This window comes from Kitasatospora sp. NPDC059646, assembly GCF_042734615.1.
Taxonomy (GTDB): Bacteria; Actinomycetota; Actinomycetes; order Streptomycetales; family Streptomycetaceae; genus Kitasatospora.
Map to the genome: position 1 here is coordinate 75,668 of NZ_JBHWDS010000005.1, position 24,984 is coordinate 100,651.

The following is a 24,984-nucleotide window of genomic DNA, read 5'->3' on the forward strand; positions in this document are numbered from 1 at the left end:
TTCAGGAGAACCCCATGATCATCGACTGTCACGGCCACTTCACCACCGCACCATCGCAGTTGGCGCAGTGGCGGGACCGCCAGGTGGCGGCGGCCGGCTCCGCCGCCGACGCGCCCGACCCCGACGACCTGGTCATCACCGACGACGACCTGCGCGAGGCGATCGAGGCCAACCAGCTGCGGCTGATGGACGAGCGCGGCGCCGACCTGACGATCTTCTCGCCGCGCGCCAGCTTCATGGCCCACCACATCGGCGACTTCGCGGTCTCCTCGGCGTGGGCGCGGATCTGCAACGACCTGGTCCACCGCGTCAGCACCCTCTACCCCGACCGGTTCGCGATGGGCGCGATGCTCCCGCAGTCGCCCGGCGCCGACCCGGCGACCTGCCTGCCCGAGCTGCGCCGCGCCGTCGAGGAGCTCGGCGCGGTGTCGGTCAACCTCAACCCCGATCCGTCGGGCGGCAGGTGGACCGCGCCGCCGCTGACCGACCGCAGCTGGTACCCGTTGTACGAGGCGCTGTCCGAGTACGACGTCCCCGCCATGGTCCACGTCAGCACCTCCTGCAACCCGGCCTTCCACACCACCGGCGCCCACTACCTCAACGCCGACACCACGGCCTTCATGCAGCTGGTCCAGGGCGACCTGTTCGCCGACTTCCCGACGCTGCGGCTGGTGATCCCGCACGGCGGCGGCGCGGTGCCCTACCACTGGGGGCGCTTCCGCGGCCTGGCGGCGGCGCTCGGCAGGCCGGACCCCGAGACGCTGCTGGACAACGTCCTCTTCGACACCTGCGTCTACCACCAGCCCGGCATCGACCTGCTGACCCGGGTGATCCCCAGCCGCTCGATCCTCTTCGCCAGCGAGATGATCGGCGCCGTCCGCGCCGTCGACCCGCGTACCGGCCACCACTACGACGACACGAAGCGGTACGTCGACGCCACGCCGAACCTCTCCGCCGAGGAGCGGGCCGCCGTCTACTCGGGCAACGCCCTCCGCGTCCACCCCCGCCTCGCCGCCCGCCTCGCCGCGGCCGGCCGCTGACCCCAGGAGGACCACCGCATGGAGCACACCGAGATCGGCGTCGTCCGCACGGCGATCACCCGCGCCGACCCCGAGGCGGTCGCCGCGCTGTCCGCGTTCGGCGTGGCGACGATCCACGAGGCCATGGGCCGGGCCGGACTGATGCGCCCCTACCTGCGCCCGGCCCACCCGAAGGCCCGGCTGTGCGGCACGGCCGTGACCGTGCTGCTGCAGCCCGGCGACAACTGGATGCTGCACGTCGCCGCCGAGCAGGTCCGCGAGGGCGACGTCGTGGTCGCCGCCTGCACCACCGAGAGCGAGGACGGATTCTTCGGCGAACTGCTCGCCACCTCCTTCCGCGCCCGCGGCTGCCGGGGCCTGGTCATCGACGGCGGCGTGCGCGACGTGGCCGAACTGGAGGAGATGGACTTCCCGGTCTTCGCCCGTGCGGTCAACGCCAGGGGCACCGTCAAGGCCACCCTCGGCTCCGTCAACGTCCCGGTGGTCTGCGCCAACGCCCTGGTCCGGCCCGGCGACGTGGTCGTCGCCGACGGCGACGGCGTCGTCGTCGTGCCGCGCGAGCGGGCCGCCGAGGTCGCCGAGGCCGCGGCGGAGCGGGAGGCGGGCGAGGCCGGCAAGCGCGCGCGGTTCCGCGCGGGCGAACTCGGCCTGGACATCTACGACATGCGCGGCAAGCTGGCCGCGCTCGGGCTGCGCTACGAGGACCGGGCATGACGGCCTTCGAGAAGACCCCCGGCTGGCTGGACTGGTACGCCGGCCCCAGCCGCCCGGAGTTCCGGCTGCCCGCGGGCGCCGTCGACGCCCACTGCCACGTCTTCGGACCCGGCGAGCGGTTCCCGTACGCCCCCGAGCGCAAGTACACCCCGTGCGACGCCTCCGCGGAACAGCTCTTCGCGCTCCGCGACCACCTGGGCTTCGCCCGCACCGTCGTGGTCCAGGCGACCTGCCACGGCGCCGACAACAGCGCCATGGTCGACGCCCTGCGGGCCTCGGGCGGCCTGGCCCGCGGCGTCGCGACGGTGCGCCCCGGGATCGCGGACGCGCAGCTGCGGGAACTGCACGAGGCCGGTGTGCGCGGCGTGCGGTTCAACTTCGTCAAGCGGCTGGTGGACGCGGCGCCGCGGCAGGACCTGTGGGACGTCGTCGAGCGGATCCGGCCGTACGGCTGGCACGTCGTCGTCTACTTCGAGGCCGCCGACCTCCCCGACCTGCGCGAGTTCCTGCTCTCGATCCCGGTGCCGCTGGTCGTCGACCACATGGGCCGGCCCGACGTCGCCCAGGACCCGCACGGGCCGGAGTTCGAGGCGTTCCTGGACTTCCTGCGGGCCCGGCCCGACATCTGGTGCAAGGCGACCTGCCCGGAGCGGCTGTCGGTGAGCGGCCCGCCCGCCCTCGACGGGGAGCGGGCCGCCTACCGCGACGTCGTCCCGTTCGCCCGGCGCGTGGTCGAGGAGTTCCCCGACCGGGTGCTGTGGGGCACCGACTGGCCGCACCCGAACCTCACCGGCCACATGCCCGACGACGGCCTGCTCGTCGACTTCGTCCCGCACATCGCGCCGACGCCGGAGCTGCGGCAGCGGCTCCTCGTCGACAACCCGATGCGCCTGTACTGGCCCGACGCCGACTGACCCACCATCCGATCGGAGCCCGACCATGCCGCTGGACAAGACCTACCAACTGGTCCCGGGGACGACCATCTTCGACGCCGAGCAGTCCGCCAGGGGCTACCACCTCAACCAGTTCTGCATGTCGCTGATGACCGCGGAGAACCGCGAGCGGTACCTCGCCGACGAGCGCGGCTACCTCGACGCGTGGCCGCTGCGCGAGGAGCAGAAGCAGGCGCTGCTCGACCGCGACCTCAACGCCGCGATGCGCGAGGGCGGCAACATCTACTTCCTCGCCAAGTGGGGCGCCACGCTGGGACTCTCCTTCCAGCAGATGGCCGGCTCGATGACCGGCATGACCGAGCAGGAGTACCGCGACATGATGCTCCGCGGCGGCCGCTCGGTGGAGGGGAACCGGATCGACCACGCCGTCCTCGAAGCGGCCCACGCCGACCGCACGCCGCCGGCCGAGCACGCCGCCGTCACCGCCGCCGTCTTCACCTCGCACGTGCCGGCGATCGGCGCGGCGATGGACCACCGCAAGACCGAAGAGCCCTACTGGCAGCCGCTGTTCGCCGGCTACGAGTACTCCCGGCAGTGGGTCCGGGAGAACCTCCCGGACGTGGTCCTCCTGGTCTACAACGACCACGCCACCAGCTTCGACCTGTCGGTGATCCCCACCTTCGCGCTCGGCACCGGCGCGTCCTACCCCACCGCCGACGAGGGCTACGGACCCCGGCCCGTCCCGGGCATCGAGGGCCACCCCGAGCTCGCCGCGCACATCGCGCACTCGCTCATCGAGGACGACTTCGACCTCACCCTCGTCAACGAGATGAGCGTCGACCACGGCCTGACCGTCCCGCTGTCCCTGATGTTCGGCGACGTCGAGGAGTGGCCCTGCAAGGTGATCCCGCTCCACGTCAACGTGGTGCAGTACCCGGTGCCCTCGGGCGCCAGGTGCTTCGAGCTCGGCCGGGCGCTGCGCCGGGCCGTCGAGTCCTACGACCGGCCGCTGAAGGTCCAGGTGTGGGGGACCGGCGGCATGAGCCACCAACTCCAGGGCCCCCGGGCCGGCCTGATCAACCGTGAGTGGGACAACGCCTTCCTGGACCGCCTGGTCGAGGACCCGGCCGCCCTGGCGCGGGTGCCGCACCTGGAGTACGTCGAGGAGGCGGGCTCGGAGGGCATCGAGCTGGTCATGTGGCTGATCGCCCGCGGGGCGATGAGCGACATCGACGGAGGCGGCGAGACCGAGGTCAAGCACCGCTTCTACCACGTCCCGGCGTCCAACACCGCCGTCGGGCACCTGATCCTGGAGAACCACCCGCGGGCCGAGGCGCCCGCCGTGAAGGAGTGACATGACCGACGACCGACCCGTCCGGATCGCCCTCGCCGGAGGCGGCGCCTTCGGCGCCAAGCACGCCGCCGCGCTCAGGCGGATCGAGGGCGTCGACGTGACCGCCGTGGTGAGCAGCTCGCTCGACAGCGCCCGGAAGTTCGCCGCCGAGCAGGGCGTCGGCCGGGCCGCCGCGTCGCTGGACGAGGTGCTGGCGATGGACGACGTCGACGCCGTCGTCCTCGCCACGCCCACGCCGCTGCACGCCGAGCAGACGCTGGCCTGCCTGGAGGCGGGCAAGCACGTGCAGGTGGAGATCCCGCTGGCCGCCTCGCTCGGCGACGCCGAGGCCTGCCTGGCCGCGCAGCGGCGCACCGGGCTGGTCGCGATGGCCGGGCACACCCGGCGCTTCAACCCCAGCCACCAGTGGGTGCGGCAGCGGATCCGGGCCGGGGAGTTCCGGATCCAGCAGATGGACGTGCAGACCTACTTCTTCCGCCGCACCAACCTCAACGCCCTGGGGCAGCCGCGCTCCTGGACCGACCACCTGCTGTGGCACCACGCCGCGCACACCGTCGACCTGTTCGGGTACCAGACCGGCTCGCCGATCGTGCAGGCCAACGCGGTCCAGGGGCCGGTCCACCCCGAACTCGGCATCGCGATGGACATGTCGATCCAGCTGCGGGCGGAGAACGGGGCCATCTGCACCCTGTCGCTCTCCTTCAACAACGACGGTCCGCTGGGCACGTTCTTCCGCTACATCGGCGACACCGGCACCTACCTGGCGCGCTACGACGACCTGTTCACCGGCAAGGACGAGCCGATCGACGTGAGCGGCGTCGACGTCTCGATGGACGGCATCGAACTGCAGGACCGCGAGTTCGTCGCCGCCGTCCGCGAGGGCCGGGAGCCGAACTCCTCCCTCGCCCAGGTGATCTCCTGCTACCGGACGCTGGCCGCCCTGGAGGAGCAGCTCGACGGCGCCCGGCGCTGACGGCGCGAACGGGCGGGCGCCCGAGCCCCTGGGACCGGGCCGCGCGTCGGCCGGTCCCGGTGCGCTACGCCGGCGGTGCCGGCGCCGCGCGCACGGAGGAGGCCCGGATCTCCAGCACGGTCGGCACCAGCGCCCCGGTGGGCTCCCGGCTGCCGCTCTCCAGGGCGGCCATCAGCAGTTCGATGCCCTTCACGGCGACCGCGGCGGGCCGGAGGCTGAGCGTGGAGACGGCCGGGCGGGAGTGCTCGGCGGAGGCGTCCTCGCTCGCGCAGACCAGCAGCAGGTCGCGGGGGACGTCGCGCCCCGAGCGCCGCACCGCGTCGAGGACGAGCGGCGGGGTGGCCTCGGCGACGACGAACAGGGCGTCGGGGCCGGGCCCGTCCATCAGCCGTTCGACGGCGGCGACCACCGGGCCGTCGCCGGGGCCGTCGGTGGTCGCCAGCAGGGGCGCGGCGCCGTGTTCCGCGCACCAGAGCCGGTAGGTGTCCGCGACGGCGCGGTGGAAGCGGGTGAGGGTGCCGGGCAGCACCACGGCGGTCTGCCGGGCGCCCTGTTCCCGCAGGTGGTCGAGGACTTCGCGGACCGCGCCGTCGGCGTTGACGTCCACCCAGTGGGTGCCGGGGCGGCCCTCGACGGAGCGGTCGGTGAACAGCGGGATGCGGGCGGCGACGAAGTCCTCGATCAGCGGGTCGTCGTCCAGCGGGTCGGCGACGATGGCGGCGTCGAGCGGCAGGTCGGCCCACTCCTGCGGGGCGCGGCGGGAGGGCAGCAGGACGAGGGCGTAGCCGTGCTGCAGGGCCGCGGCGGCGGTGGCGTTGGTGAGCTGGGTGAAGTACGGGGAGGACATGTACGAGCCGGTGTCGTCGGCGAACTCGCCGACGGCGTAGCCGATCAGCCGGGCGTGGCCGGCCCGCAGCAGCCGGGCGGTGGCGTTGGGCCGGTAGCCCAGCCGGCGGGCGGCCTCGCGGGCGCGTTCGCGCACGGCGCCGGACATCCGGCCGGTGCCGTTGAGCGCGGCGGAGACGGTGGTCTTGGAGAGGCCGGCCTCGCGGGCCACGTCGACCAGGCGGATCCGGGGGGTGGCGGCCGGTTCGCCGCTGCGCGGGCTGTCGCTCATGGGCGGAATGCTGCCAGGTCGGACGGGCGTCCGTCAGCAGTCGCGGCGGTATTCCGGACAGTGGGCGCGACCTTTGAAAAATCGTTCCCGCAAGGGCTTGTGCGGGAACGTTCCCGCATCAATACTCCACTGCAACTCCCAGCCCCCACGACCCAGAAAGGGGTGGGCTTCGCCGTGCGCCCTCTTCCGCGCCGCCCCAGAACCGCCACCCTGCTCGCCTCCGGAGTGCTCCTGCTCGCCACGGCCGCGACCGCCTGCTCCGGCGCCACCGCCCGGCACGGCGCGACCGCCGGCGCCGACCAGGTCACCGCCCTCACACCGGCGGCCAAGGGCCCGCTGCCCTCGTTCACCTGGTCGCTGTACGCCGAACCGCAGTCCCTCGACCACGCCCTCGCCTACGACTACCCGCCGAACACCGTGCTGGCCAACGTCTGCGAGCAACTCTTCCGCGTCACACCGGACTTGAAGATCGAACCGGCGCTCGCCGTGAAGTCCGCCAACCCCGACCCGCTGACCTGGGTCTACACCCTGCGCGAGGGCGTCACGTTCCACGACGGCGGGACGATGACCGCCGACGACGTGGTCGCCTCGCTCACCCGGCAGATGGACCCGGCCACCGGCTCCTCCTGGGCCAGCGCCTTCAAGAACGTCGCCTCGATCACCGCGACCGGCCCGCTCGAAGTGACCATCAGGCTCACCAAGCCCGACGTCCTGCTCGACGAACTGCTCGCCGCCTCGCCCGGCACCGTCGAGAGCGCCGCCTACCTCGCCAAGGCCGGCAAGGACTACGGCAGCCCCCGGGGCGGCATCGACTGCACCGGCCCCTACGCGCTCGACACCTGGGCCCAGGGCGAGAGCATCACCCTGAAGAAGAACCCGGCCTACTGGGACGGCTCCCTCGCCCCGAAGGCCGACAGCGTGAAGTTCGTGTTCATCCCGGACGCCGCCGCCCGCGCCAACGGCTGGCTCTCCGGCGCCGTGGACGGCGGCTACATGGTGCCGTCCAGCTCCCTCGGCCAGCTCCAGGGCTCCGCCCGGGGCAAGGTCTGGTTCGGCCCCAACACCGCCGCCGCCGACCTCGCCGTGCTCGACCTCAAGGGCGCCCTCGGCGACCTGAAGGTCCGTCGGGCGCTGTCCATGGCCCTGGACCGCGACGGCATCATCAAGTCCGCCGCCGGCGGCATCGGCGTGCCCGCCAAGGCGCCCGCGGCGCAAGGGGCCTGGGCCCTCGTGCCGGACCGCACGGCCGGCTACTACGCCGCCCTGCCCGCCCCGGTCCACGACGTGGACGGCGCCCGCAAGCTGGTCCAGGAGGCGGGCGCGACGGGCCGGAAGGTGGTGATGGCCACCAGCTCGCTGGCCCCCGAGATCAGCGTCGTCGGCAACGCCGTCCAGGCCGCCGGCAAGCAGATCGGCCTCGACGTCGAACTCCGCCCGGTCTCCCCGGACGCCTACTCGGCGCTGTTCACCGACCCGGCCGCCCGGGCCGGCATCGACCTGGTGGTCACCAACGGCTACGACAACACCCCGGACCCGCTGGAGTTCTACCAGTCCCTGCACACCGGCGACTTCGGCAACTACGCGAACTGGTCGAACCCCGAGTTCGACGCCCTCTACGACCGGGCCGTGGCCGCCACCGACCCTTCCACCCGGGCCGACCTCACCGCCCGGCTCCAGCAGATCGCCGTCCGCGAACTGCCCACCATCCCGCTGTACGAGGCGCCGTTCTCCGTCTTCCTCGGCAGCAGGGTGACCGGCGCCCCCGCCGGCATCGCCCAGCTCTACTACCCGTGGGCCGCGACCATCGGCTCCGCCCGCTGATGGCCCGTTACCTGCTCGGCCGGCTCCTCGGGCTGGCGGCGGTGCTGCTGGTGACCTCCTTCCTGGTCTTCAGCGCCGTCCACCTCGCCCCCGGGGACCCGGTCTCCTTCCTGCTCAAGGGCCACCCGGCCAGTGCCGAGGCCAGGGCCGCGATCGCCGCCCAGTACCACCTGGACGACCCGTTCCTCGTGCAGTACCTGGAGTGGCTCGGCAACGTGCTGCACGGCGACTTCGGCCGCTCGGTGCAGTTCCGCCAGGACGTCGGCCCGCTGATCGCCTCCCGGCTGCCCGGCACCGCCCTGCTGATCGGCTACGCGGCCGTCCTGGTCTGCGCCGGCGGCGTGCTGACCGGCATCCTCGCCACGCTGCGCCCCGGCCTCCTCGACCGGGCGGTGCTGATCGGCACCGGCGTGGCCACCGCCACCCCGCCGTTCGTCACCGCGATCGCCCTGGTCTCGCTGTTCGCCGTCCAGCTCGGCTGGTTCCCCGGCCCCGGCGCCACCGGCAGCGGACTGGGCGGCCGGCTCCACCAGCTGACCCTGCCCGCCGTCGCCCTCTCCGTCACCCTCGCCGGGCTGCTCGCCCGGGTGACCCGCTCGGCGATGCTCGACGAACTCGCCCGCGAGCACGTCGACGTGGCCCGCTCGCGGGGCGTCCCGGAACGCACCGTGATCCGCCGGCACGTGCTGCGCGGCGCCCTCGGTCCGATCGTCACCGTCGGCGGGACGACCCTGGCCGGACTGCTCGTCAGCACCTCGATCGTGGAGACGGCGTTCAACGTGACCGGCGTCGGCCAACTGCTGGTGCAGTCCGTGACGGCCAAGGACTTCCCCGTCGTCCAGGCGGTCACCCTGCTGACCGTGCTCGGCTTCGTCCTGGTCAACCTCGCGGTCGACCTGCTCGGCCCGCTGATCGACCCGCGGGTGTCCCTGGCCCGGGGAGGCGCCGCATGAGCACCGCACTCGTCCAGCCGGTGCGCCGCCCGCTGCTGCGCCGGCTCCGCCGGCTCGGCAACGGCCCGCTGTTCACCGCCGCCGTCCTGCTGCTCGGCGCGCTCGTCCTGCTCGCCGCGCTGGCGCCGCTGATCGCCCCGTACGACCCGGAGGCGCTGGACCTGCGCTCCTCGCTGCTCGGCAGCAGCGCCGACCACCTGCTCGGCACCGACCAGTCCGGGCGGGACGTGTTCTCCCGGCTGCTGTACGGCGCCCGCACCGGGCTGCTCGGCCCGCTGCTGGTGGTCGGCCTCTCCACGGCGGCCGGCCTGCTGCTCGGCACGGTGGCGGGCTGGCGCGGCGGCTGGGTGGACGCCCTGCTGTCCCGCCTGCTGGACCTGGTGTTCTCCGTCCCCGGCCTGCTGGTGGCGATCATGTTCGTGGCCGTCAGCGGCCCCGGCCCGACCGCCCCCGTGATCGCCATGGCCGTGGCCTACACCCCGTACGTCGGCCGCCTGGTGCGGGGGCTCGCCCGGCAGGAGAAGGCCCGGCCCTACCTGGAGTCCTACCGGGTGCAGGGCTGGTCCGGCTGGACCGTCTGCGTCCGGCACCTGCTGCCCAACATCGCGCCGACCGTGCTCGCGCAGTCGGCGATCAACTTCGGCTACGCCCTGATGGACCTCGCGGCGCTCTCCTTCCTCGGCTTCGGCGTGCAGCCGCCCGCCGCGGACTGGGGCGCGATGATCAACGAAGGCGAGTCGGCGCTCCAGCAGGGCGCCATGCTGCCCGCCCTCGCGCCCTCGGCCTGCATCGTGCTGGCCGTGGTGGCCTTCGGCATCGTCGGCGAGGGCGTCGCCGACCGGCTCGCGCGACGGGAGCGCTGAGATGAACCCACCCCTGTTGGAGATCGACGGCCTCGGCGTCCGGCTGCCCGCCGACCGCGCCGCCCGGCCCGTCCTGGACGGCGTCTCGCTGAGCGTCGCGGACGGGGAGACGGTCGGCCTGGTCGGCGAGTCCGGGTCCGGCAAGTCCGTCGCCTGCCGCAGCGTCCTCGGCCTGCTGCCCGCCGGCGCCCGCACCGAGGGACAGGTCCGGGTCCGCGGCCGCGACGTGCTCACCGCCGACCGCGCCGCACTGCGCGAACTCCGGGCCCGCCGGGTCGCCATGGTGTTCCAGGACCCGCGCGCCGCCGTCAACCCGCTGCACCGGATCGGCGACTTCCTCACCGAGGGCCTGCGCGCCGCCGGCGTCCCCGCCGCCCTCGCCACCGCCCGGGCGGTCGAACTCCTCGGAGCCGTCGGCATCCAGGACCCCGGGGCCGCCCTGCGCCGCCACCCGCACGAGTTCTCCGGCGGCATGCTGCAGCGCGTGGTCATCGCCGCCGCACTCGCCGGCGAACCCGACCTGCTGATCGCCGACGAACCCACCACCGCCCTGGACGTCACCACCCAGGCGGAGGTCATCGCCATCCTCACCCGGCTCCAGGCGGAGCGCGGCACCGGACTGCTGTTCGTCACCCACGACCTGGAACTCGCCGCCGCCGTCTGCGACCGGATCCACGTCATGTACGCCGGGCGGATCGTCGAGACCCGCGCCACCGACGAACTCTTCGCCCGCCCGCGCCACCCCTACACCGCCGGACTGCTCGCCTGCACCCCGCGGATCGACCCGGACGCCCCACCGCCCAGGCCGATCCCGGGCCGGCCGCTCTCGCTCGCCGAGACGCCGCCCGGCTGCGCGTTCGCCGCGCGCTGCGCCTTCGCCGAGCCGCGCTGCTCGGCCGAGGCGCCCGCGCTCCGCCCGTCCGGCGACGGTCTCGCCGCCTGTCTGCGCGCCGACGAAGGGATCCTGGCATGACCGAGCCGACCGGCCTGGTGGTCGAGGGACTCCGCAAGGGCTTCGGCGGCCGCACCGTGGTGGACGGGGTCTCCTTCACCCTGCCCCCCGGCGGCTCGCTCGGGATCGTCGGGGAGTCCGGCTGCGGCAAGACCACCACCGCCCGGATGCTCGTCGGACTGGAGAGCGCCGACGGCGGAACCGTCCACCTGGACGGGGTGGACCGCTCGCTGCGGCCGCGCGGGCGCGCCGGCCGGCTGGAGCGCGCCCGCGGTATCCAACTGGTCTTCCAGGACCCGTACTTGTCGCTCGACCCGCGGATCCCGATCGGCGCGTCCGTCGACGAGGTGCTGCGGCTGCACTCCGCGCTCGACCGGGCCGGCCGCCGCCACCGGGTCGCCGAACTCCTCGACCAGGTCGGCCTCGGCGAGCGCGAGGCCGCCGCACTGCCCCGCCGGCTCTCCGGCGGCCAGCGCCAACGCGTGGCCATCGCCCGGGCGTTGGCCGCCGAGCCGAAGGTGCTGATCCTGGACGAGGCGGTGGCCGCGCTCGACGTGTCGATCCAGGCGCAGATCCTGGACCTGCTCGCCGGAATCCGCCGCAGGTCCGGGGTCGCCTTCCTCTTCGTCAGCCACGACCTCGCGGTGGTCCGGCACCTGACCGAGGAGGTCGCGGTGCTGCGGGGCGGCCGGGTGGTCGAGGCCGGCCCGACGGTCCGGGTGCTCACCGCACCGCAGCACCCCTACACCCGGCTGCTGCTGGACTCCGTCCCCCAGCGGGGATGGGACCCGGGCCGGATCGCCGAGGGCCGCCGGACCCTCGGCTGAGCCGGGCCCGCCGGCCGCGCCCCTGCACATGGGGGAGGGGCACGGCCGCCCGCCGCGGCCCGGCCGGGCGTCAGAACTCCGTGGCCGCCGGCCGGTCCGGGAGCCGGCCGGCGGCCGGGAGCACCGTGCAGGGCAGCGGCGCGAAGCCGTTGAAGCCCCGGGTGAGGTAGCTGACCGCGTACGCGCCGCTGGAGAGGATCCACACCGGGTCGCCGGAGGCGACGGCCCGGGGCACGGCGACGCGGCCGCTCCCGTACCCGTGCGGGAAGGCGTCGTCGCTGTCGCAGGTGGGGCCCGCCACCACGGCCGGGACGCAGTCGGCGCCGGGGTGGGTCGGGAAGACCAGCCGGTACTGCAACTGGTCCGTCTCGTAGAGCCCGTTGAACTTCCCGCAGCTCAGGTAGAGCCAGTGCTCGCGCTCGCCGTCCGGCTGCTGGCGGTCCGTCAGGCGGTAGACGTGGGCCCGGATCGCGCCCTGGTCGGCGACCAGGTGGCGGCCGGGTTCGAGGACGAAGTCGGGTTCGCCGCCGTGGAGCCGGCGGAGCCGGGCGATGCCCTGCCGGACGGTCCGGAAGATCTCGCCGAGCGGCGGGTCGAGGGCGGCGCCGTGCCGGTCGAGGTAGCCCAGGGCGGGCAGGCCGCCGCCGAGGTTGACGTGGTCGAGTTCGATCCCGTGCCGCCGGAGCTCGACCAGGACGTCGCCGAGCAGGTCGAAGGCCACCGTCCAGGCCTTGGACGTCAACTGCTGGGAGCCGACGTGCACCGAGAGCCCGGCGGGGGTCAGGCCGGCCTGCCGGGCGGCCGTCAGGACCCGGACGGCGTCCGCCGGCGAGCAGCCGAACTTGCGGCTCAGCCCCCACAGTGCGCCCTCGCCGTCGGTGGCGAGGCGGCAGAACACCCGGGAGCGCGGGGCGTGTTCGGCGATCGCGGCGACGTCCGGGAGGCTGTCGGTGGCGAAGTCCCGGATGCCCAGGCGGTACGCCTCGGCGATGCCCCGGTCCGACTTGACGGTGTTGCCGTAGTGCACCCGGCCGGGCGGCACGCCGGTGCGCAGCGCCTGGGCGATCTCGTCCGGGCCCGCCGCGTCGAAGCCGGCTCCCCGTGCGGCCAGTTCGGCCAGCACCTCGTCCACCGGGCAGGCCTTCATCGCGAACCGGACGGCGACGCCCGGCAGTTCGTCCAGCAGGGCGGTGTAGCGGCGGGCGATGCCGGCCAGGTCGTAGAAGATCCGGTCGTCGGCGGACGCCGTCAGGGCGGAGTGCAGCGCGGGGCTGAGGGAGCGGGCTCCGGCTGTCCGGTTCAACGGGCCGGGCCCTGGTCGGGCCGGGTCCTCGCCGGGCCCGGACGCGGGGCCGGCCGGGCGCCGCCGGCGGGGGCGGCGGCTTCGGAGCGGTACGGGTGGTCCGTCGGCATGCGGTCACTTCCAGGGCGGGCGTCGTGCGGGCAGGGGCGGTGCGGGCTACTGCGTGACGGCGCGTACGGCGTCGCGCAGCTGGTCGCGGTGGGGTTGCAGGGCGCGGTCGAGCGGGCGGGCGAACGGCAGCACGGCGCCGTCCGGGCGGGTGATCCGGCGGGGCGGGGCGACCAGGCGCATCTCCTCGGCCGCGGTGGCGAGGACCTCGGCGCCGATGCCGCAGCTGCGGTTGGAGTCGTCGACGACGACCAGGCGGCCGGTGCGTTCCAGCGAGGCGGCCAGGGCGGGCCAGTCGAAGGGGTGGAGGGTGCGCGGGTCGAACACCTCGACGGAGACCTCCGGGGCGAGCTCCTCCGCGACGGCCAGCGCGTCGTGCACCAGGTGGCCGACGGCGACCACGGTGACGTCGCTGCCCTCGCGGTGGATCCGGGCCGTGCCGAGCGGGACCGGTGCCAGCTCCCGGGTGACGGTCTCGCGGACCGGCAGGGCGGCGGCGGGGGCGAACACGACCACCGGGTCCGGGTCGGCGATCGCCGACCGCAGCAGCCCGTAGGCGTCGGCGGGGGTGGCGGGGACGACGGTCTTCAGCCCGGCGTGGGCGAACAGGCTGTACGGGTGGTCGGAGTGCTGGCCGGCCCAGCCGTCCCGGGAGCCGGAGCCCGGCACCAGGCAGGTCAGCGGGACGGCGGCCTGGCCGCCGGTCATCAGGGAGAACTTGTGGGCCTGGTTGACGAGTTGCTCGAACACCAGGAACAGCAGCGAGGGGATCTGGAACTCGACCACCGGCCGCCGTCCGGTCAGCGCGGCGCCGACGGCCATCGAGGTGAAGGCCTGCTCGGAGAGCGGCGTGTCGACGATCCGGCCGGGGCCGAACCGGTCGAGCAGGTTGAGGGTGGGGCCGGCCAGGCCGGCGCCGATGTCCTCGCCGAAGACGCAGACCGCCGGGTCCGCCGCGAGGGCGTCGGTCAGCGCCCGGTTGAGCGCCTTGGTGTACGAGAGCCTCATGCCCGTGCCCCCGCCCTCGGGCGCAGCCCGTCGGCGTAGAGGTGGTCCGACGCCCCGGCCGGCTCCGGGGGTTCGGAGGCGAGGGCGAACCGCTGTGCGGCGTCGAGCTGTTCGGCGACCGAGGCGTCCAGGTGCGCGGCGAGGCCGGGCGGCAGGAGCGCGGCGGCGCGCGGCAGCGGGTCGAGGGCGCGCCGGGCGGCGACCTCCTCCGGGGTGCGGTAGCGCAGTTTCATCAGCCGTTCCATGGTGTGGTGGCCCTCGAAGCGGTAGGTGTGGCACTCCAGGAAGCCGGGGCCGCCGCCGGCGGCGGCCCGTTCGACGGCCTCGGCGGTCGCCGCGCGGACGGCCTCGGTGTCCATCCCGTCCACCTCGGCGGCGGGGATCCCGAAGGCGGCGGCCCGGCCGGTGGCGCTGCCGGCCACCGCGGCGGCGGCCGGCAGCGTGGTGGCGTAGCCGTTGTTCTCGCAGACGAACAGCACCGGCAGCCGCCACATCGCGGCCAGGTTGAAGGACTCCAGCAGGACGCCCTGGTTGAGCGCGCCGTCGCCGAAGAACGCGACGGCGACCCGGTCCTCGCCGGCCTGCCGGGCGGACCAGGCGGCGCCGACGGCGATCGCGCCGCCCGCGCCGACCATGCCGTTGGCGCCGAGGATGCCGAGCGAGAGGTCGGCGGCGTGCATGGAGCCGCCCCGGCCGCGGTTCAACCCGCCGGTGCGGCCGAGGAGTTCGGCCAGCAGCCGGTCGGGGGCCGCGCCCTTGGCGAGGACGTGGCCGTGGCCGCGGTGGGTGGAGGTGATCCGGTCCTGCGGGCGCAGCGCCGAGCAGACGCCGACCGCCACCGCCTCCTGCCCGATGTACGGGTGGATGCCGCCGGTGATCGCCCCGGACTTCACCAGGCCGAGCGCGAGCTCCTCGAAGCCGCGGATCAGCCGCAGCATCCGGTAGCGCCCGGCGGGGGAGCCGAGGTCGGGCAGCTCGGTCACCGGGCGTCCCGCCAGATCACCGGGCAGATCTCGGGGTCGGCGTAGTCGGGGCGGCCGTCGGCGGTGCGGCGGACCAGCACGTCGTGGTTGTAGGAGGCGGGGGTGCCGTCCGGGCGGGTGGCGTGCCGGTACTCGTTGGCGCCGTCCTGCAGGTGCAGCGAGATCGCCCGGCGCGGGAAGTCGGCCAGGTTGGCGCCGCTGCCGTGGTAGGTGCGGCAGTGGTGGAAGCTGACGTGGCCGCGCGGGATGACGACGGGGACCTTGCGCACCTCGGCGCCGTTGTGGGCGGCGTTGGCGGCGAGGATCGACTCCAGTTCGGTGCGGTCGCGGTGGGCGAAGTGCCGGGTGGCGTCCTCCTCGGAGGGCAGTTCCTCCCAGCGGTTGCTGCCGTCGACCATGGTGATGGTGCCGTTCTCCACCCCGCAGTCGTGGAACGGGACGAAGGCGGTCAGCATCCGTTCCGAGGTGGAGGTGTGCCAGTAGTGCTTGTCGAAGTGCCAGGGCACCTGGTTGGTGGGCTCCTCGGGCACCGGCGGCTTGAGGATCAGGGTGGACTGGAAGATCCGGATCTCCTCGGCCCCGGCGAGCACCGCGGCGACGGCGCCGATCAGCGGCTTGCGCAGGATCGCGCCGATCGCGTCGCTCTCGTGGTGCACGTAGTCGTTGTGCCGCTGGACCGGCCCGTGCGCGGGCTCCCAGGCGGCCAGGTTCGGCGGCCGGACGGCGAGGGCGCGGTCGCGCCGGCCCTCGTAGTAGTCGTCGGTGGCGGCTTGCAGGGCGTCGATCTCCTGGTCGGTGAACAGCTTCCGGGAGAGGTACCAGCCGTGCTCGCGGTAGCCGGCCACCTCCTCGGGCGTGGGCAGCAGGGCGGTCTCGGCCGGGGTCAGGACGAACTCGGGTGCGGTGGCCACGGGGTGGTGCCTCCTCGGGTCGGCGGTCGGGGTGGTCAGACGGAGGCGGCGGCGCGCTGGCGCTCGACGGCCTCGTAGAGCGCCTTGATGTTGGCGGTGCCGAAGGTGCCCGCGCCCTGGCGCTCGATCAGTTCCAGGAAGAAGGTCCGCCGGGGGTGGGTGGAGCGGGCGAAGATCTGGAACAGCTGGCCGCCGTGGTCCTGGTCGACCAGCACGTCGAGTTCGCGCAGCGTCCCGACCGGGATCGCGGTGTCGCCGAGCCGTTCGGCCAGGCCGTCGTAGTAGGCGCCGGGGGTGGACAGGAACTCGACGCCGCGGGAGCGGGCGGTGCGGACGGCGGTGGCGATGTCGGCGGTGCGCAGCGCCAGGTGCTGGACGCCCGCGCCGCCGTGGTCGGCGAGGAAGGTGTCGATCTGGCCGGCCCGGCGGCCGGTGTCCGGCTCGATCAGGGTGAAGGTGACGTCCCCGGACGGGCTCTGCACCACGCCGGAGTCCATCGCCTGCTCGCCGACCGCGATGTACTCGCCGAAGATCCGGTGCATGCCGAGCGCGGCCTCGCAGAACCGGACGGCCTCCGCCAGCTGCCCGGCGGGCACGCAGATCGCGACGTGGTCGAGGGCGTCCAGCAGTTCGCCGCCGGCCGGCTCCGGGGCGTCGTCCGGCAGCGGGACGAAGCGCAGCGCGGTGTCGCCGAACCCGGCGATCAACGCGCCGTCGCCGTCCAGGACTTCGGCGCCGTGCCGGGCGGCCCGGTCCAGCGCGGCCCGGGGGTCGGGGCAGCCGAGCGCCAGCACGGCGACGCCGTCGCCGTGCCGCTCGACCCAGCGGGCCACCGGGTGGTCGGTGATCCCGCTGGAGTGCAGCCGCAGCCGGACGGCGCCCTGGCGGAGGTGGACGGCCTGCACCCCGGGCCGCCAGGCCGGCTGTTCGGCGTCGCGGCGGAAGCCGAAGCCGGCCTGCAGCTCTGCGGCGGTCTGCGCGGCGTCCGCGCAGCGGTACTCGACATGGGTGATCGTCTGGATCGACAACTGGACTCCCTGCAAGCGGAGTGGAGAGCGGAGGGGCCGGGCCGCGGCGGCCGGCTACTTGGCGGTGCGGGTGGGCGTCGGCCCGAGGACGAGGCTGGTGTTGTGGCCGCCGAACGCGAAGGCGTTGCTCAGCGCGGCCCGCAGGACGGCCGGGCGGGCGGCGCCGCGGACGTGGTCCAGGTCGCAGGCCGGGTCCGGCTCGTCCAGGTTGAGGGTGGGCGGCAGCAGACCGCGGGCCACGGCCAGCGCGGTCACGGCGGCCTCCACCGCCCCGGCCGCGCCCAGCAGGTGGCCGGTGGCGCCCTTGGTGGAGCTGACGGCGGGCCGGTGCTCGCCGAACACGGCGTTCAGCGCGGCCGCTTCGGCGCGGTCGCCGAGCCTGGTGCCGGTGCCGTGCGCGTTGACGTAGCCGATGTCGGACGGGGCCAGGCCGGCGTTGGCCAGGGCGGCGCGCATCGCGTCGGCGGCGCCCGCGCCGTCGGGGCGGGGCACGGTCGGGTGGTGCGCGTCGGTGCTGGAGCCCCAGCCGAGCAGTTCGGCGTACCCGGCCGCACCCCGGGCGGCGGCGTGCTCGACGCTCTCCAGGACCAGGACGGCGCTGCCGTCGCCCAGCACGAAGCCGTTGCGGCGGGTGTCGAACGGCCGGGAGGCCTGCGCCGGATCGTCCCAGCCCTGGGCCAGTGCACGGGCGTTGGTGAAGGCGGAGACGATGGTCGGGTGCAGTGAGGCGTCCGTTCCGCCGCACACCACCACGTCCGCGTCGCCGGCCCGGATCAGCCGCAGGCCCTCGGCCACCGCCTGGGCGCCGGCCGCGCAGGCCGTCACGATCGCGGTGCTGAAGCCCCGGATGCCGTGCTTGATCGCGATCCGGGCGGTCGCCATGTTGGACAGCATCCCGGGCAGCAGGTACGGGCTGACGCCGGGTCGGCCGCGCTCCCGGCGGCGGTGGGCCTGCTGCTCGTAGGTCTCCAGGCCGCCGCCGCCGGTGCCGAGCACCACGGCGGTGCGGCGGGCGTCGGCGTCGCGTCCGACCACCAGCCCGGCGTCGGCCAGCGCGTCGTCCGCTGCGGCCATCGCCAGCAGCACGAAGCGGTCGACGCAGCGGGTCTCGGTCGGCGGCAGCACCTCCCGGCCGTCGAGGTGCGGGGCGATCCCGGCGGCGGGCAGCCAGCCGTGCGCGACGTGGTCCTCCGGGACGGCGGTGATGCCGCCGATCCCGGCGGTCAGCGCCTCGAAGACCTCGCCGGGCTTGCGGCCCAGCGGGGTGACCAGGCCGATGCCGGTGACGACGGCGCCCGGCCGCCGCGCGGTCCCGGTCATCGGGCGGCCACCGCGGCGAGGTGGCGCTCGCGCAGCAGCACCTTGCGGACCTTGCCGGTCGGGCCGAGCGGAAGGTCGTCCGCGCCGACCGCCAGGACCGAGCGGACGGTGGCGGCGGTGTGCTCGTCGAGCGCGGCGAGCACCGCCGCGGTGCGGTCGGCGGCCGGGTCGGCGCCGTCCGCGAGCAGGAGCAGCACGTCGGTGACGACCCGGTCGCCGTCCTTCACCGCGACGACCGTGCAGTCCAGCACGTCGGGGACGTCGGCCAGCACCCGCTCCTCGGACATCGCGGTGTACAGCCGCCGGCCGCCGCCGAGGTCGACCGCGTCGACCAGCCGGTCGACGTGGTAGTAGTAGCCCTCCTCGTCGCGGTACACCAGGTCGCCGGTGAGGAAGCGGCCGCGCAGCCGGGTGCGGTAGGTGGTGACCGAGTCGTTCCAGTAGCCGGGGGCCAGCGTCGGGGAGGCGGTGGCGAGTTCGCCGACCTCGCCGGGGCCGAGCGGCTCGCCGTCCGGGCCGACCACCTCGCAGTCGACGAAGGTGTGCGGACGGCCCACGCAGCGGCCGTACTTCTCGGTGCCGGGGGCGTGGGTGAGGTGGAAGTGCGAGTGGCCCATCTCGGTCGAGCCCAGGCCGTCGACGAACACCGAGCCCGGCAGCCGGCCGCGGCCCTCGCGGGTGACGGTCTCGCGCGAGCCCCGGGCGATCAGGCGGCGGATGTGCGCCTCGTGCGCGCAGTCGCCGGTGTTCCACCACAGGCCGACCGAGGACAGGTCGCGGGCGGCGAGGTCGTGCCGGGCCAGGTCGGCCCAGGTGGTGGCGAAGCCGAACACGGCGAGCGGCCGCCAGCGCTCGATCGCGTCCAGTACCGCCGGGCCCGACTGGCCCGACAGCAGGTGCAGTTGGGCGTCGAAGCTGAGCGCCAGGTTGACCGCGATCAGGGTGGCGGCGTGCGCGGCGGGCAGCGCGCTGAGCACCCGGTCGATGCCCTGCGGGCGGGGCAGCGCGGCGCGGTGCCGGATCGACGCGTACAGGCTGGCGTGCGAGTGCACCACGGCCTTGGGCATCCCGGTGGTGCCGGAGGAGTGGGTGATCGCCACCGGGTCGTCCGCGGCGTGCCGGTACGGCTCGGGCGCCGCGTCCGGGTCGCCGGCGCCGAGGTCGGCGGCGTCGGCGAGCACCGGGGCGGCCGGGTCGTGGCCGGCCAGTTCGGTCCGGTGCGCGGGGTCGGCGAGGATGCCGACGGCGCCGAGGCGGGCGATGTAGCGGGCCGCGCGCTCCCCCTCCACCCCGGGGTTGAGCAGCGCCGGGATCGCGCCGAGCCGGGCCAGCGCCAGGAAGGACAGCACCTGGTCGGCGGCGGCGCTCGCGTACACCGCGACCGGGTCCCGGCGGCGGACGCCGAGGGCGTGCAGGGCGGCGGCCCGGGCCCGGACGGCGCGGTCGACCTGACGCAGGGTCAGCGCCTCCCCGGCGGTGTGCCCGTCGACCGCGGTGTCGAAGGTCAGCAGCGGGGCGTCGAGACCGAGGCCCAGGGCGACCCTGCGGGTCAGCACGTTCCCGGCGCCGACGTCCGGGTCGTTCGCCAGGAGGCTGCGGATGCTGCGGATGCTCACGGTGATGGATCCCTCCCACGGTGCTGGCCGTGCGGGTGCGGTGCGGCGTCCGGGGACGCGTACGGACGGGGTGACGGAAAGCGGGTGCGCGCGCTCAGGCGGTCACCAGGACGGCGGTGGCGTGGCCGCCCTCCTCGGCGTCGGACCCGCTCTGCTCGGCGGGCTCGGCGGCGATGACCAGGACCTGGTCGGCGTCGCCGTCCGCCAGCAGGAGGGCGGCCGACTCCAGTGCGTCCGGGGGGACTTCACCGGGTGCGGCGGCCTCCGCGGGGCTGATCGCGACGACCGGGCCGGTCAGGCCCCAGCGGGCGGCGACGTGCCCGAGGACGGCGTTCGGGTTGGACTGGAAGAACAGCAGCGGCGGCATCCGGCGCCGCTCCGCGCCGGTGTCGATGGCCAGCGCGGTGGCGCGGTCGCCCCCGGCGCTGGCCAGCAGCAGGCCGGTGCGGCGCGGCTCCCCGGGCTCGCCGTAGTGCGCCGCCAGGCAGCGCTCGGCGACGGCCGCGACCAGCGGGTTGAATTCCGACGCGGGGAAGCCGGGCAGCGGGGGCGGCGGCTCGCCGGGGGGCCGGCTCGCCGTGGCGAGGACGCGCAGGCGGCTCACGCGGCGGCCACCAGGAGTGCGGTGTTGGCGCCGCCGAACGCCGAGTTGAGGCTCAGCGCGTAGCGGGGGCGGACGTCCGCGCGCGGCCCGGCCGGCACGAGGTTCAGCCCGATCTCCGGGTCCGGGCCCAGGAAGCCGGCGTTGACCGGCAGCCGTCCGCTGTCCAACGCGCCGATGGTGACGGCGAGTTCGAGCAGGGCGGAGGCCTCCAGGGCGTGCCCGTGGACGGACTTGCTGGAGCTGACCGGCAGCCCGGCCGACGCGTCGCCGAACACCTCGCGCAGCGCCCGCGCCTCCGCCAGGTCGGACATCGGCGAACCGGTGCCGTTGGCGTTGACGTAGCCCACCTCGAACGGGGCGACCCCCGCCCGGGCCAGCGCGGACCGGGCCGCCCGGGCCACGCCCGCGCCGTCCGGCCGCGGCCGGCACACGTGGTGCGCGTCGCCGGAGCGGCCCCACCCGGCCAGCCGGGCCAGCGGACGGGCGCCGCGCGCGGCCGCGGCGTCCGCCGCCTCGACCGCCACGGCCACCGCGGCGTCCCCGAGCAGGGTGCCGCTGCGCCCGGTGCTGAACGGCCGCAGCTCGCCGTCGCGGGCCAGCGCCCGGCCCGCGTCGAACGCGGCGAAGACGCCCGGCTCCACCAGGTGCCCGGCCGCGACCAGCACCCGGGGGTGCCGGCCGGAGCCCACCATGACGGCGGCGTCGGCCAGCGCGGTGGCGGCGGCGACGCAGGCGCCGGTGTAGACCCGGGCCACCCCGGCCGCGCCGAGGGCGGCGGCGCCCTTCGACACCTCCGCGGCCACCGCGCGGGTCCGCAGGTCGCTGTGCAGCGCGAGCAACAGCGGTGCCCCGGACGGGAGTTCGGACTGCGCGCAGGCGTCGGCGACGGCGCCGAGCACCGCGGCGGCGAGCGGCGGCGGATCGGCCAGCAGGGCCGCCCGCCGGGTGCCGCGCCGGGAGACGTCGAAGCGGGTCACCTCGGCGAACCCGGCGTCGCCGGTGGCGGTCGCGGCGGCCAGCGGGGCGAGGCCCGCGCCGAAGGCGCTGAGCACCCCGAGGCCAGTGAGCACCGGCCGTCCGGCCGGCGGTGCGCTGCTGCTCATGACCGGGCGACCCCGCCGGGGGAGGCGGCGAGCACGGCCTCGCGCAGCACCGCGACGGCGTCGTCCACCGTCCGGACGGCGGCGAACTGCTCGTCCGAGAGGTCCAGTTCGATGCCGTAGCGCTGCTCGAACTCGGCGGTCAGCCAGGTGAGTTCGAGCGAGCCGAGGGTCTCGGGCACGCGCTCCGCGGCCCGCTGCCCGAACGCGGCGAGCATCGCCACCACCTCGGCCCGGCCCGGCAGCACGGGCGTGCTCACGCGGCGGTTCCGGCGGTGGCGGCGGCGGTTCCCGCGCCGGCGGCGATCCGGCGGGCCACGTCGGCGGTGAACTCGTCGAGGGTCATCAGCGCGGTGGTCTCCATCTCCTCCACCTCGAACTTGACCCCGAACTCGTCCTCGACCTGGACCGAGAGCTCGGCGAGCGCCAGCGACTCCAGGTCCAGGCCGGCCGGGCCGAGGTCGGTGTCGCCGGTGATCCCGTCGACGTCGTAGTTCATCCCGGCGAGTGCCGCGACGACGAACTCGTGGATGCGCTCCTGCATGGTGTGCTCCTCGTGCTGGGTCGGGGTTGCGGTGCGGTGGATCGGCGGTCGGTCAGGGGGCGGCGGCCGGTCGGGGTGCGGCGGCCGGTCGGGGTGCGGCGGCCGGTCGGGGTGCGGCGGCGCGCAGCGCGGCGGCGTCGCGGACGAGCTTGCCGGTGGCGGTGCGGGGCAGCGCCGGGAGGAAGGTGAGCTGCCGGGGCCGCTTGAAGGCGGCCAGTTCACGGGTCAGCGCCGCCCGGACGGCGTCGGCCCGGTCGGCGACCCCGTCGGTCCCGTCCGTCCCGGTGGCCAGATAGGCCTCGATGGCGCCGTCCGCGAGGACCACCACGGCCTCGCGGACCTCCGGCAGGGCGGCCAGGGTGTGCTCCACCTCGTTCAGGTCGACCTTGAGGCCGCCGATCGAGACCTGCGAGTCGCGCCGGCCGAGCACGGTGACGCGGCCGGTCGCCGGATCGACCCGGCCGGCGTCGCGGGTGTGCAGCCGGCCGTCCGACCAGCGGGCGGGGTCGGTGAGGCCGGGGTACGGGGAGGTGGCCATGGCGATGTGCAGTTCGCCGCCGTCCTCGCGCACGTCCATGCCGTGGACGGGCACGGCCTCGGGGTGCAGGGTGCCGTCGAGGTCGGTGGCGATGACGCCGAGCTCGGTCATCCCGTACATGGTGCCCAGCGGCACGCCGTACCGGTCGGTGAAGGCGGCGGGCAGGCCCGGGCGGACCAGCTCACCGGCGACGATCATCCGGCGCAGCTGCGGCAGCGGCGGCGGATCGGCCGCGCCGGCCAGCAGTTCGGCGTGGAACGGGACGCCGATCACGGTGGTGGGCCGGTCGTCCGAGGCGATCGCGGCCAGGATGCCCGCCGTGGTCGTCCGCTCCGGGACGGTCAGCGGCACCCGGGCGTGCAGGCTGTTGAGCAGCCCGCCGACCAGGCCGAGGACGTGCACCACCGAGGACAGCAGCACCACCCGCTCGCCGGCCTTCGGGAACTCCGCCAGCCGTGCGTAGCAGTCGAGTTCGCGCAGCAGGTCGGCGGCGGTGCGGGCGATCACCTTGGCCGGTCCGGTCGAGCCGGAGCTGAGCTGCACCAGGGCGTGGCCGGTCGCGGCCGGGCGGCCGCCCGGCAGCGCCACCGGCACCGGGTCGGTCACGGCGAAGCCGCGCATGGCCGCCGCCGGGCCGTGCGCCGACTCGACCAGCACCTGGGGCGCCAGCCGTTCGACGGCGCGCGCGACCTCGTGGTCGGTGAGCCGGTGGTCCAGCAGGACGGCCTGGGCGCCCAGCCGCCAGCAGGCGAGCAGCGCGGCGGTCCAGCCGAGCGAGGGCGCCAGCCGCAGCGCGGCCGTGCCGCCGCGGCGCAGGCCGGCGGCGGTCAGCCGGTCGGCCTGCTCGGCGACCAGGGCGCGCAGCGCGGCCCGGTCGACGGGGGAGCCGAAGCGCAGGCACTCCTGGTCGGCGGGGCCGGCCAGGAGGTGGCGGTCCACCCAGTCGTGCGGCTGGGGCAGGGGAGAAGAGGTTCCGGTCAACACCACTCCACGAAGGGGAGGTTGGAAGGACGCCGGTCGCGACGAGCGGGGTCGGTTCGGCTTCCCGACGATGACACAGGCGTTCGAGCCGAAGCAAGGTCTAGACCATTGGGGGTGCGGCCTCCTACGCTGCCGGGCCGGAGCGGGCCCGACCGAGGCCTGCCCGGAAAGGCAGACCCGTGCAAGCACTGGAACTCGCGGACTTCGAACGCGCGGCCCGCGACCGACTCCCCGCCGAGATCTGGGACTTCGTACAGGGCGGCAGCGGCGCCGAACGCACCCTCGCCGCCAACCGGGCCCGGTTCGAACAGTGCCGGCTGCGCCCCCGCACCCTGGTCGACGTCTCGGCCACCGACCAGCGCCTCACCCTGCTCGGCAGCCGCCTGCAGACCCCGATCGGCATCGCCCCGATGGCCTACCACCAGCTGTTCCACCCCGAGGGCGAGGTCGCCACCGCCCGCGCCGCGGGCCGCGCGGGCGCGCTCATGGTCGCCGGGATCTTCGCCAGCCGCACCCTGGAGTCCATCGCCGACGCCGCCACCGGCCCGCTCTGGCTCCAGCTGTACTGGCTGCGCCGCCGCGACGCACTCGCCGCCCTGGTCGAACGCGCCGAAGCCGCCGGGTACCGCGCCCTCGTGCTGACCGTCGACGCCCCCCGGATCGGCCGCCGGCTGCGCGACGCCCGCAACGGCTTCGCGATCCCCGCGCACGTCCGCGCCGTCAACGTCGACCAGGCCGTGATGGCGGCCAGCCACCGCGCCGGCCACGGCAGTTCGGGCATCGCCGACCACGCCAAGGAACAGTTCGACCCCACCCTGACCTGGGCCGACCTCGGCTGGCTGCGCGAACGCACCCGCCTGCCGATCGTCCTCAAGGGCATCCTCACCGCCGAGGACGCCCGACTCGCCGCCGAACACGGCGTCGACGCCGTCCTGGTCTCCAACCACGGCGGCCGCCAGCTCGACGGTGCCCTCCCGTCCCTCGCCGCCCTGCCCGAAGTGGCCGCCGCCGCAGGCCCGAACCTGCCCGTCCTCCTGGACGGCGGTGTCCGCACGGGCACGGATGTTGCCCTCGCGGTCGCCCTCGGCGCGCGCGCCGTCCTGATCGGCCGCCCCCTCCTGTGGGGGCTGGCGGTCGACGGCGAGCGGGGCGCCGCGCAGGTTCTCGACCTGCTGAAGGCCGAACTCGACGACGCGATGGCACTGTTGGGCCGTCCGCGGCTGGCCGATCTCGACCGCGGCGTGGTCGTTCCGGAAGGCCCTGGCGGCTACTGATCGCCGGCGAGCGCGAAACAGGGGCGCGGGGAGCTGCGCGACCGGCGCCACCCCGTCCGCGAGGTCGCGATCACGTGCAGGTCACTGCCCTGCGCCGCGATCCTGCTGCGGGGCGCCCTCCGCTTCGCGCAGTTCCCCGCGCCCCTGGTGGCGCCCTCC

General features: G+C 75.2%; 24 protein-coding genes. 11 read left to right on the top strand and 13 right to left on the bottom strand.

Features of this window, described 5'->3' with window-relative positions:
- The first annotated feature begins 14 nt into the window (after positions 1–14).
- Genes ACFV1L_RS04920 through ACFV1L_RS04940 form a run of 5 tightly spaced genes read left to right on the top strand, consistent with a single transcriptional unit; the run spans position 15 to position 4,974 of the window.
- Positions 15–1,040: an amidohydrolase family protein gene (locus tag ACFV1L_RS04920; RefSeq protein WP_380362937.1), complete on the top strand. Its 1,026-nt coding sequence runs from the start codon at positions 15–17 to the stop codon at positions 1,038–1,040.
- Between the two features lie 18 nt (positions 1,041–1,058).
- On the top strand, positions 1,059–1,754 hold the full coding sequence (ligK, locus tag ACFV1L_RS04925; RefSeq protein ID WP_380362939.1) for a 4-carboxy-4-hydroxy-2-oxoadipate aldolase/oxaloacetate decarboxylase: 696 nt from the start codon (positions 1,059–1,061) through the stop codon (positions 1,752–1,754).
- Positions 1,751–2,668: an amidohydrolase family protein gene (locus ACFV1L_RS04930; RefSeq protein ID WP_380362941.1), complete on the top strand. Its 918-nt coding sequence runs from the start codon at positions 1,751–1,753 to the stop codon at positions 2,666–2,668. The genes ligK and ACFV1L_RS04930 overlap by 4 nt, the downstream gene beginning before the upstream one ends.
- Positions 2,669–2,693: 25 nt before the next feature.
- The gene (gene ligA / locus ACFV1L_RS04935; protein ID WP_380362943.1) at positions 2,694–4,001 is read left to right on the top strand and encodes a protocatechuate 4,5-dioxygenase subunit alpha; all 1,308 of its coding nucleotides are present in this window, start codon (positions 2,694–2,696) and stop codon (positions 3,999–4,001) included.
- Between the two features lies 1 nt (position 4,002).
- Entirely contained in the window at positions 4,003–4,974 is a 972-nt protein-coding gene (locus tag ACFV1L_RS04940; protein ID WP_380362945.1) for a Gfo/Idh/MocA family oxidoreductase, read from the top strand.
- Positions 4,975–5,038: 64 nt separating this feature from the next.
- Here the strand turns inward: ACFV1L_RS04940 and ACFV1L_RS04945 are convergent, their stop codons facing one another.
- Positions 5,039–6,091, bottom strand: a complete 1,053-nt coding sequence (locus ACFV1L_RS04945) for a LacI family DNA-binding transcriptional regulator (protein WP_380362946.1) — start codon at positions 6,089–6,091, stop codon at positions 5,039–5,041.
- 174 nt (positions 6,092–6,265) lie between these two features.
- Between ACFV1L_RS04945 and ACFV1L_RS04950 the strand changes: the two genes are divergently transcribed.
- From ACFV1L_RS04950 to ACFV1L_RS04970, 5 genes are read left to right on the top strand one after another with little or no spacing between them, the layout of a single operon-like run.
- Positions 6,266–7,912: an ABC transporter substrate-binding protein gene (locus ACFV1L_RS04950; RefSeq protein ID WP_380362947.1), complete on the top strand. Its 1,647-nt coding sequence runs from the start codon at positions 6,266–6,268 to the stop codon at positions 7,910–7,912.
- On the top strand, positions 7,912–8,865 hold the full coding sequence (locus ACFV1L_RS04955; protein WP_380363135.1) for an ABC transporter permease: 954 nt from the start codon (positions 7,912–7,914) through the stop codon (positions 8,863–8,865). The genes ACFV1L_RS04950 and ACFV1L_RS04955 overlap by 1 nt, the downstream gene beginning before the upstream one ends.
- Complete coding sequence (locus ACFV1L_RS04960; RefSeq protein WP_380362949.1) at positions 8,862–9,728, top strand: ABC transporter permease; 867 nt, start codon at positions 8,862–8,864, stop codon at positions 9,726–9,728. The genes ACFV1L_RS04955 and ACFV1L_RS04960 overlap by 4 nt, the downstream gene beginning before the upstream one ends.
- A gap of 1 nt (position 9,729) precedes the next feature.
- Positions 9,730–10,701 carry an ABC transporter ATP-binding protein gene (locus ACFV1L_RS04965; RefSeq protein ID WP_380362950.1) on the top strand — a complete coding sequence of 324 codons (972 nt, stop codon included), beginning with the start codon at positions 9,730–9,732 and terminating at the stop codon, positions 10,699–10,701.
- Positions 10,698–11,507 carry an ABC transporter ATP-binding protein gene (locus ACFV1L_RS04970; RefSeq protein ID WP_380362952.1) on the top strand — a complete coding sequence of 270 codons (810 nt, stop codon included), beginning with the start codon at positions 10,698–10,700 and terminating at the stop codon, positions 11,505–11,507. The genes ACFV1L_RS04965 and ACFV1L_RS04970 overlap by 4 nt, the downstream gene beginning before the upstream one ends.
- 70 nt (positions 11,508–11,577) lie before the next feature.
- On the opposite strand, the gene ACFV1L_RS04975 is transcribed toward ACFV1L_RS04970, so the two are convergent.
- The 12 genes from ACFV1L_RS04975 to ACFV1L_RS05030 form a co-directional block, all read right to left on the bottom strand.
- Entirely contained in the window at positions 11,578–12,810 is a 1,233-nt protein-coding gene (locus ACFV1L_RS04975) for a type III PLP-dependent enzyme (RefSeq protein WP_380362954.1), read from the bottom strand.
- Between the two features lie 156 nt (positions 12,811–12,966).
- The gene (locus tag ACFV1L_RS04980) at positions 12,967–13,926 is read right to left on the bottom strand and encodes an alpha-ketoacid dehydrogenase subunit beta (RefSeq protein WP_380362956.1); all 960 of its coding nucleotides are present in this window, start codon (positions 13,924–13,926) and stop codon (positions 12,967–12,969) included.
- Positions 13,923–14,864: a thiamine pyrophosphate-dependent dehydrogenase E1 component subunit alpha gene (locus tag ACFV1L_RS04985; RefSeq protein ID WP_380363137.1), complete on the bottom strand. Its 942-nt coding sequence runs from the start codon at positions 14,862–14,864 to the stop codon at positions 13,923–13,925. Before ACFV1L_RS04985 ends, ACFV1L_RS04980 begins: the two co-directional genes overlap by 4 nt.
- Before the next feature lie 41 nt (positions 14,865–14,905).
- Positions 14,906–15,820 carry a phytanoyl-CoA dioxygenase family protein gene (locus ACFV1L_RS04990; protein ID WP_380362957.1) on the bottom strand — a complete coding sequence of 305 codons (915 nt, stop codon included), beginning with the start codon at positions 15,818–15,820 and terminating at the stop codon, positions 14,906–14,908.
- 35 nt (positions 15,821–15,855) lie between these two features.
- Positions 15,856–16,848: a 4-hydroxyphenylpyruvate dioxygenase gene (gene hppD / locus ACFV1L_RS04995; protein WP_380362959.1), complete on the bottom strand. Its 993-nt coding sequence runs from the start codon at positions 16,846–16,848 to the stop codon at positions 15,856–15,858.
- A 54-nt stretch (positions 16,849–16,902) separates the two neighbouring features.
- Positions 16,903–18,168, bottom strand: a complete 1,266-nt coding sequence (locus tag ACFV1L_RS05000; protein ID WP_380362960.1) for a beta-ketoacyl-[acyl-carrier-protein] synthase family protein — start codon at positions 18,166–18,168, stop codon at positions 16,903–16,905.
- Complete coding sequence (locus ACFV1L_RS05005) at positions 18,165–19,784, bottom strand: class I adenylate-forming enzyme family protein (RefSeq protein ID WP_380362962.1); 1,620 nt, start codon at positions 19,782–19,784, stop codon at positions 18,165–18,167. Before ACFV1L_RS05005 ends, ACFV1L_RS05000 begins: the two co-directional genes overlap by 4 nt.
- A gap of 94 nt (positions 19,785–19,878) precedes the next feature.
- Positions 19,879–20,388 carry a beta-ketoacyl synthase N-terminal-like domain-containing protein gene (locus ACFV1L_RS05010; RefSeq protein WP_380362963.1) on the bottom strand — a complete coding sequence of 170 codons (510 nt, stop codon included), beginning with the start codon at positions 20,386–20,388 and terminating at the stop codon, positions 19,879–19,881.
- The gene (locus ACFV1L_RS05015; RefSeq protein ID WP_380362965.1) at positions 20,385–21,491 is read right to left on the bottom strand and encodes a beta-ketoacyl synthase N-terminal-like domain-containing protein; all 1,107 of its coding nucleotides are present in this window, start codon (positions 21,489–21,491) and stop codon (positions 20,385–20,387) included. Before ACFV1L_RS05015 ends, ACFV1L_RS05010 begins: the two co-directional genes overlap by 4 nt.
- Entirely contained in the window at positions 21,488–21,748 is a 261-nt protein-coding gene (locus tag ACFV1L_RS05020; RefSeq protein ID WP_380362967.1) for an acyl carrier protein, read from the bottom strand. The genes ACFV1L_RS05015 and ACFV1L_RS05020 overlap by 4 nt, the downstream gene beginning before the upstream one ends.
- A complete protein-coding gene (locus ACFV1L_RS05025; protein ID WP_380362969.1) occupies positions 21,745–22,032 on the bottom strand; it encodes an acyl carrier protein in 288 nt (95 codons plus the stop codon). Before ACFV1L_RS05025 ends, ACFV1L_RS05020 begins: the two co-directional genes overlap by 4 nt.
- Before the next feature lie 52 nt (positions 22,033–22,084).
- Positions 22,085–23,554, bottom strand: coding sequence for a class I adenylate-forming enzyme family protein (locus ACFV1L_RS05030; protein WP_380363139.1), 1,470 nt, complete (start codon positions 23,552–23,554; stop codon positions 22,085–22,087).
- A gap of 176 nt (positions 23,555–23,730) precedes the next feature.
- Here ACFV1L_RS05030 and ACFV1L_RS05035 point away from each other — a divergent pair, with 176 nt between their 5' ends.
- Complete coding sequence (locus ACFV1L_RS05035; protein ID WP_380362970.1) at positions 23,731–24,825, top strand: alpha-hydroxy acid oxidase; 1,095 nt, start codon at positions 23,731–23,733, stop codon at positions 24,823–24,825.
- Positions 24,826–24,984: the final 159 nt, after the last annotated feature.

Coding starts and splice junctions, on each gene's coding strand:
- ligK (WP_380362939.1), top strand. CDS start 1,059: ATGGAGCACACCGAGATCGGCGTCGTCCGCACGGCGATCACCCGCGCC.
- ACFV1L_RS05000 (WP_380362960.1), bottom strand. CDS start 18,168: ATGACCGGGACCGCGCGGCGGCCGGGCGCCGTCGTCACCGGCATCGGC.
- ACFV1L_RS04960 (WP_380362949.1), top strand. CDS start 8,862: ATGAGCACCGCACTCGTCCAGCCGGTGCGCCGCCCGCTGCTGCGCCGG.
- ACFV1L_RS04920 (WP_380362937.1), top strand. CDS start 15: ATGATCATCGACTGTCACGGCCACTTCACCACCGCACCATCGCAGTTG.
- ACFV1L_RS04965 (WP_380362950.1), top strand. CDS start 9,730: ATGAACCCACCCCTGTTGGAGATCGACGGCCTCGGCGTCCGGCTGCCC.
- ACFV1L_RS05025 (WP_380362969.1), bottom strand. CDS start 22,032: ATGCAGGAGCGCATCCACGAGTTCGTCGTCGCGGCACTCGCCGGGATG.
- ACFV1L_RS04985 (WP_380363137.1), bottom strand. CDS start 14,864: ATGCTGCGGCTGATCCGCGGCTTCGAGGAGCTCGCGCTCGGCCTGGTG.
- ACFV1L_RS04930 (WP_380362941.1), top strand. CDS start 1,751: ATGACGGCCTTCGAGAAGACCCCCGGCTGGCTGGACTGGTACGCCGGC.
- ACFV1L_RS05015 (WP_380362965.1), bottom strand. CDS start 21,491: ATGAGCAGCAGCGCACCGCCGGCCGGACGGCCGGTGCTCACTGGCCTC.
- ACFV1L_RS04955 (WP_380363135.1), top strand. CDS start 7,912: ATGGCCCGTTACCTGCTCGGCCGGCTCCTCGGGCTGGCGGCGGTGCTG.
- ACFV1L_RS04980 (WP_380362956.1), bottom strand. CDS start 13,926: ATGAGGCTCTCGTACACCAAGGCGCTCAACCGGGCGCTGACCGACGCC.
- ACFV1L_RS04970 (WP_380362952.1), top strand. CDS start 10,698: ATGACCGAGCCGACCGGCCTGGTGGTCGAGGGACTCCGCAAGGGCTTC.
- ACFV1L_RS04945 (WP_380362946.1), bottom strand. CDS start 6,091: ATGAGCGACAGCCCGCGCAGCGGCGAACCGGCCGCCACCCCCCGGATC.
- ACFV1L_RS04940 (WP_380362945.1), top strand. CDS start 4,003: ATGACCGACGACCGACCCGTCCGGATCGCCCTCGCCGGAGGCGGCGCC.
- ligA (WP_380362943.1), top strand. CDS start 2,694: ATGCCGCTGGACAAGACCTACCAACTGGTCCCGGGGACGACCATCTTC.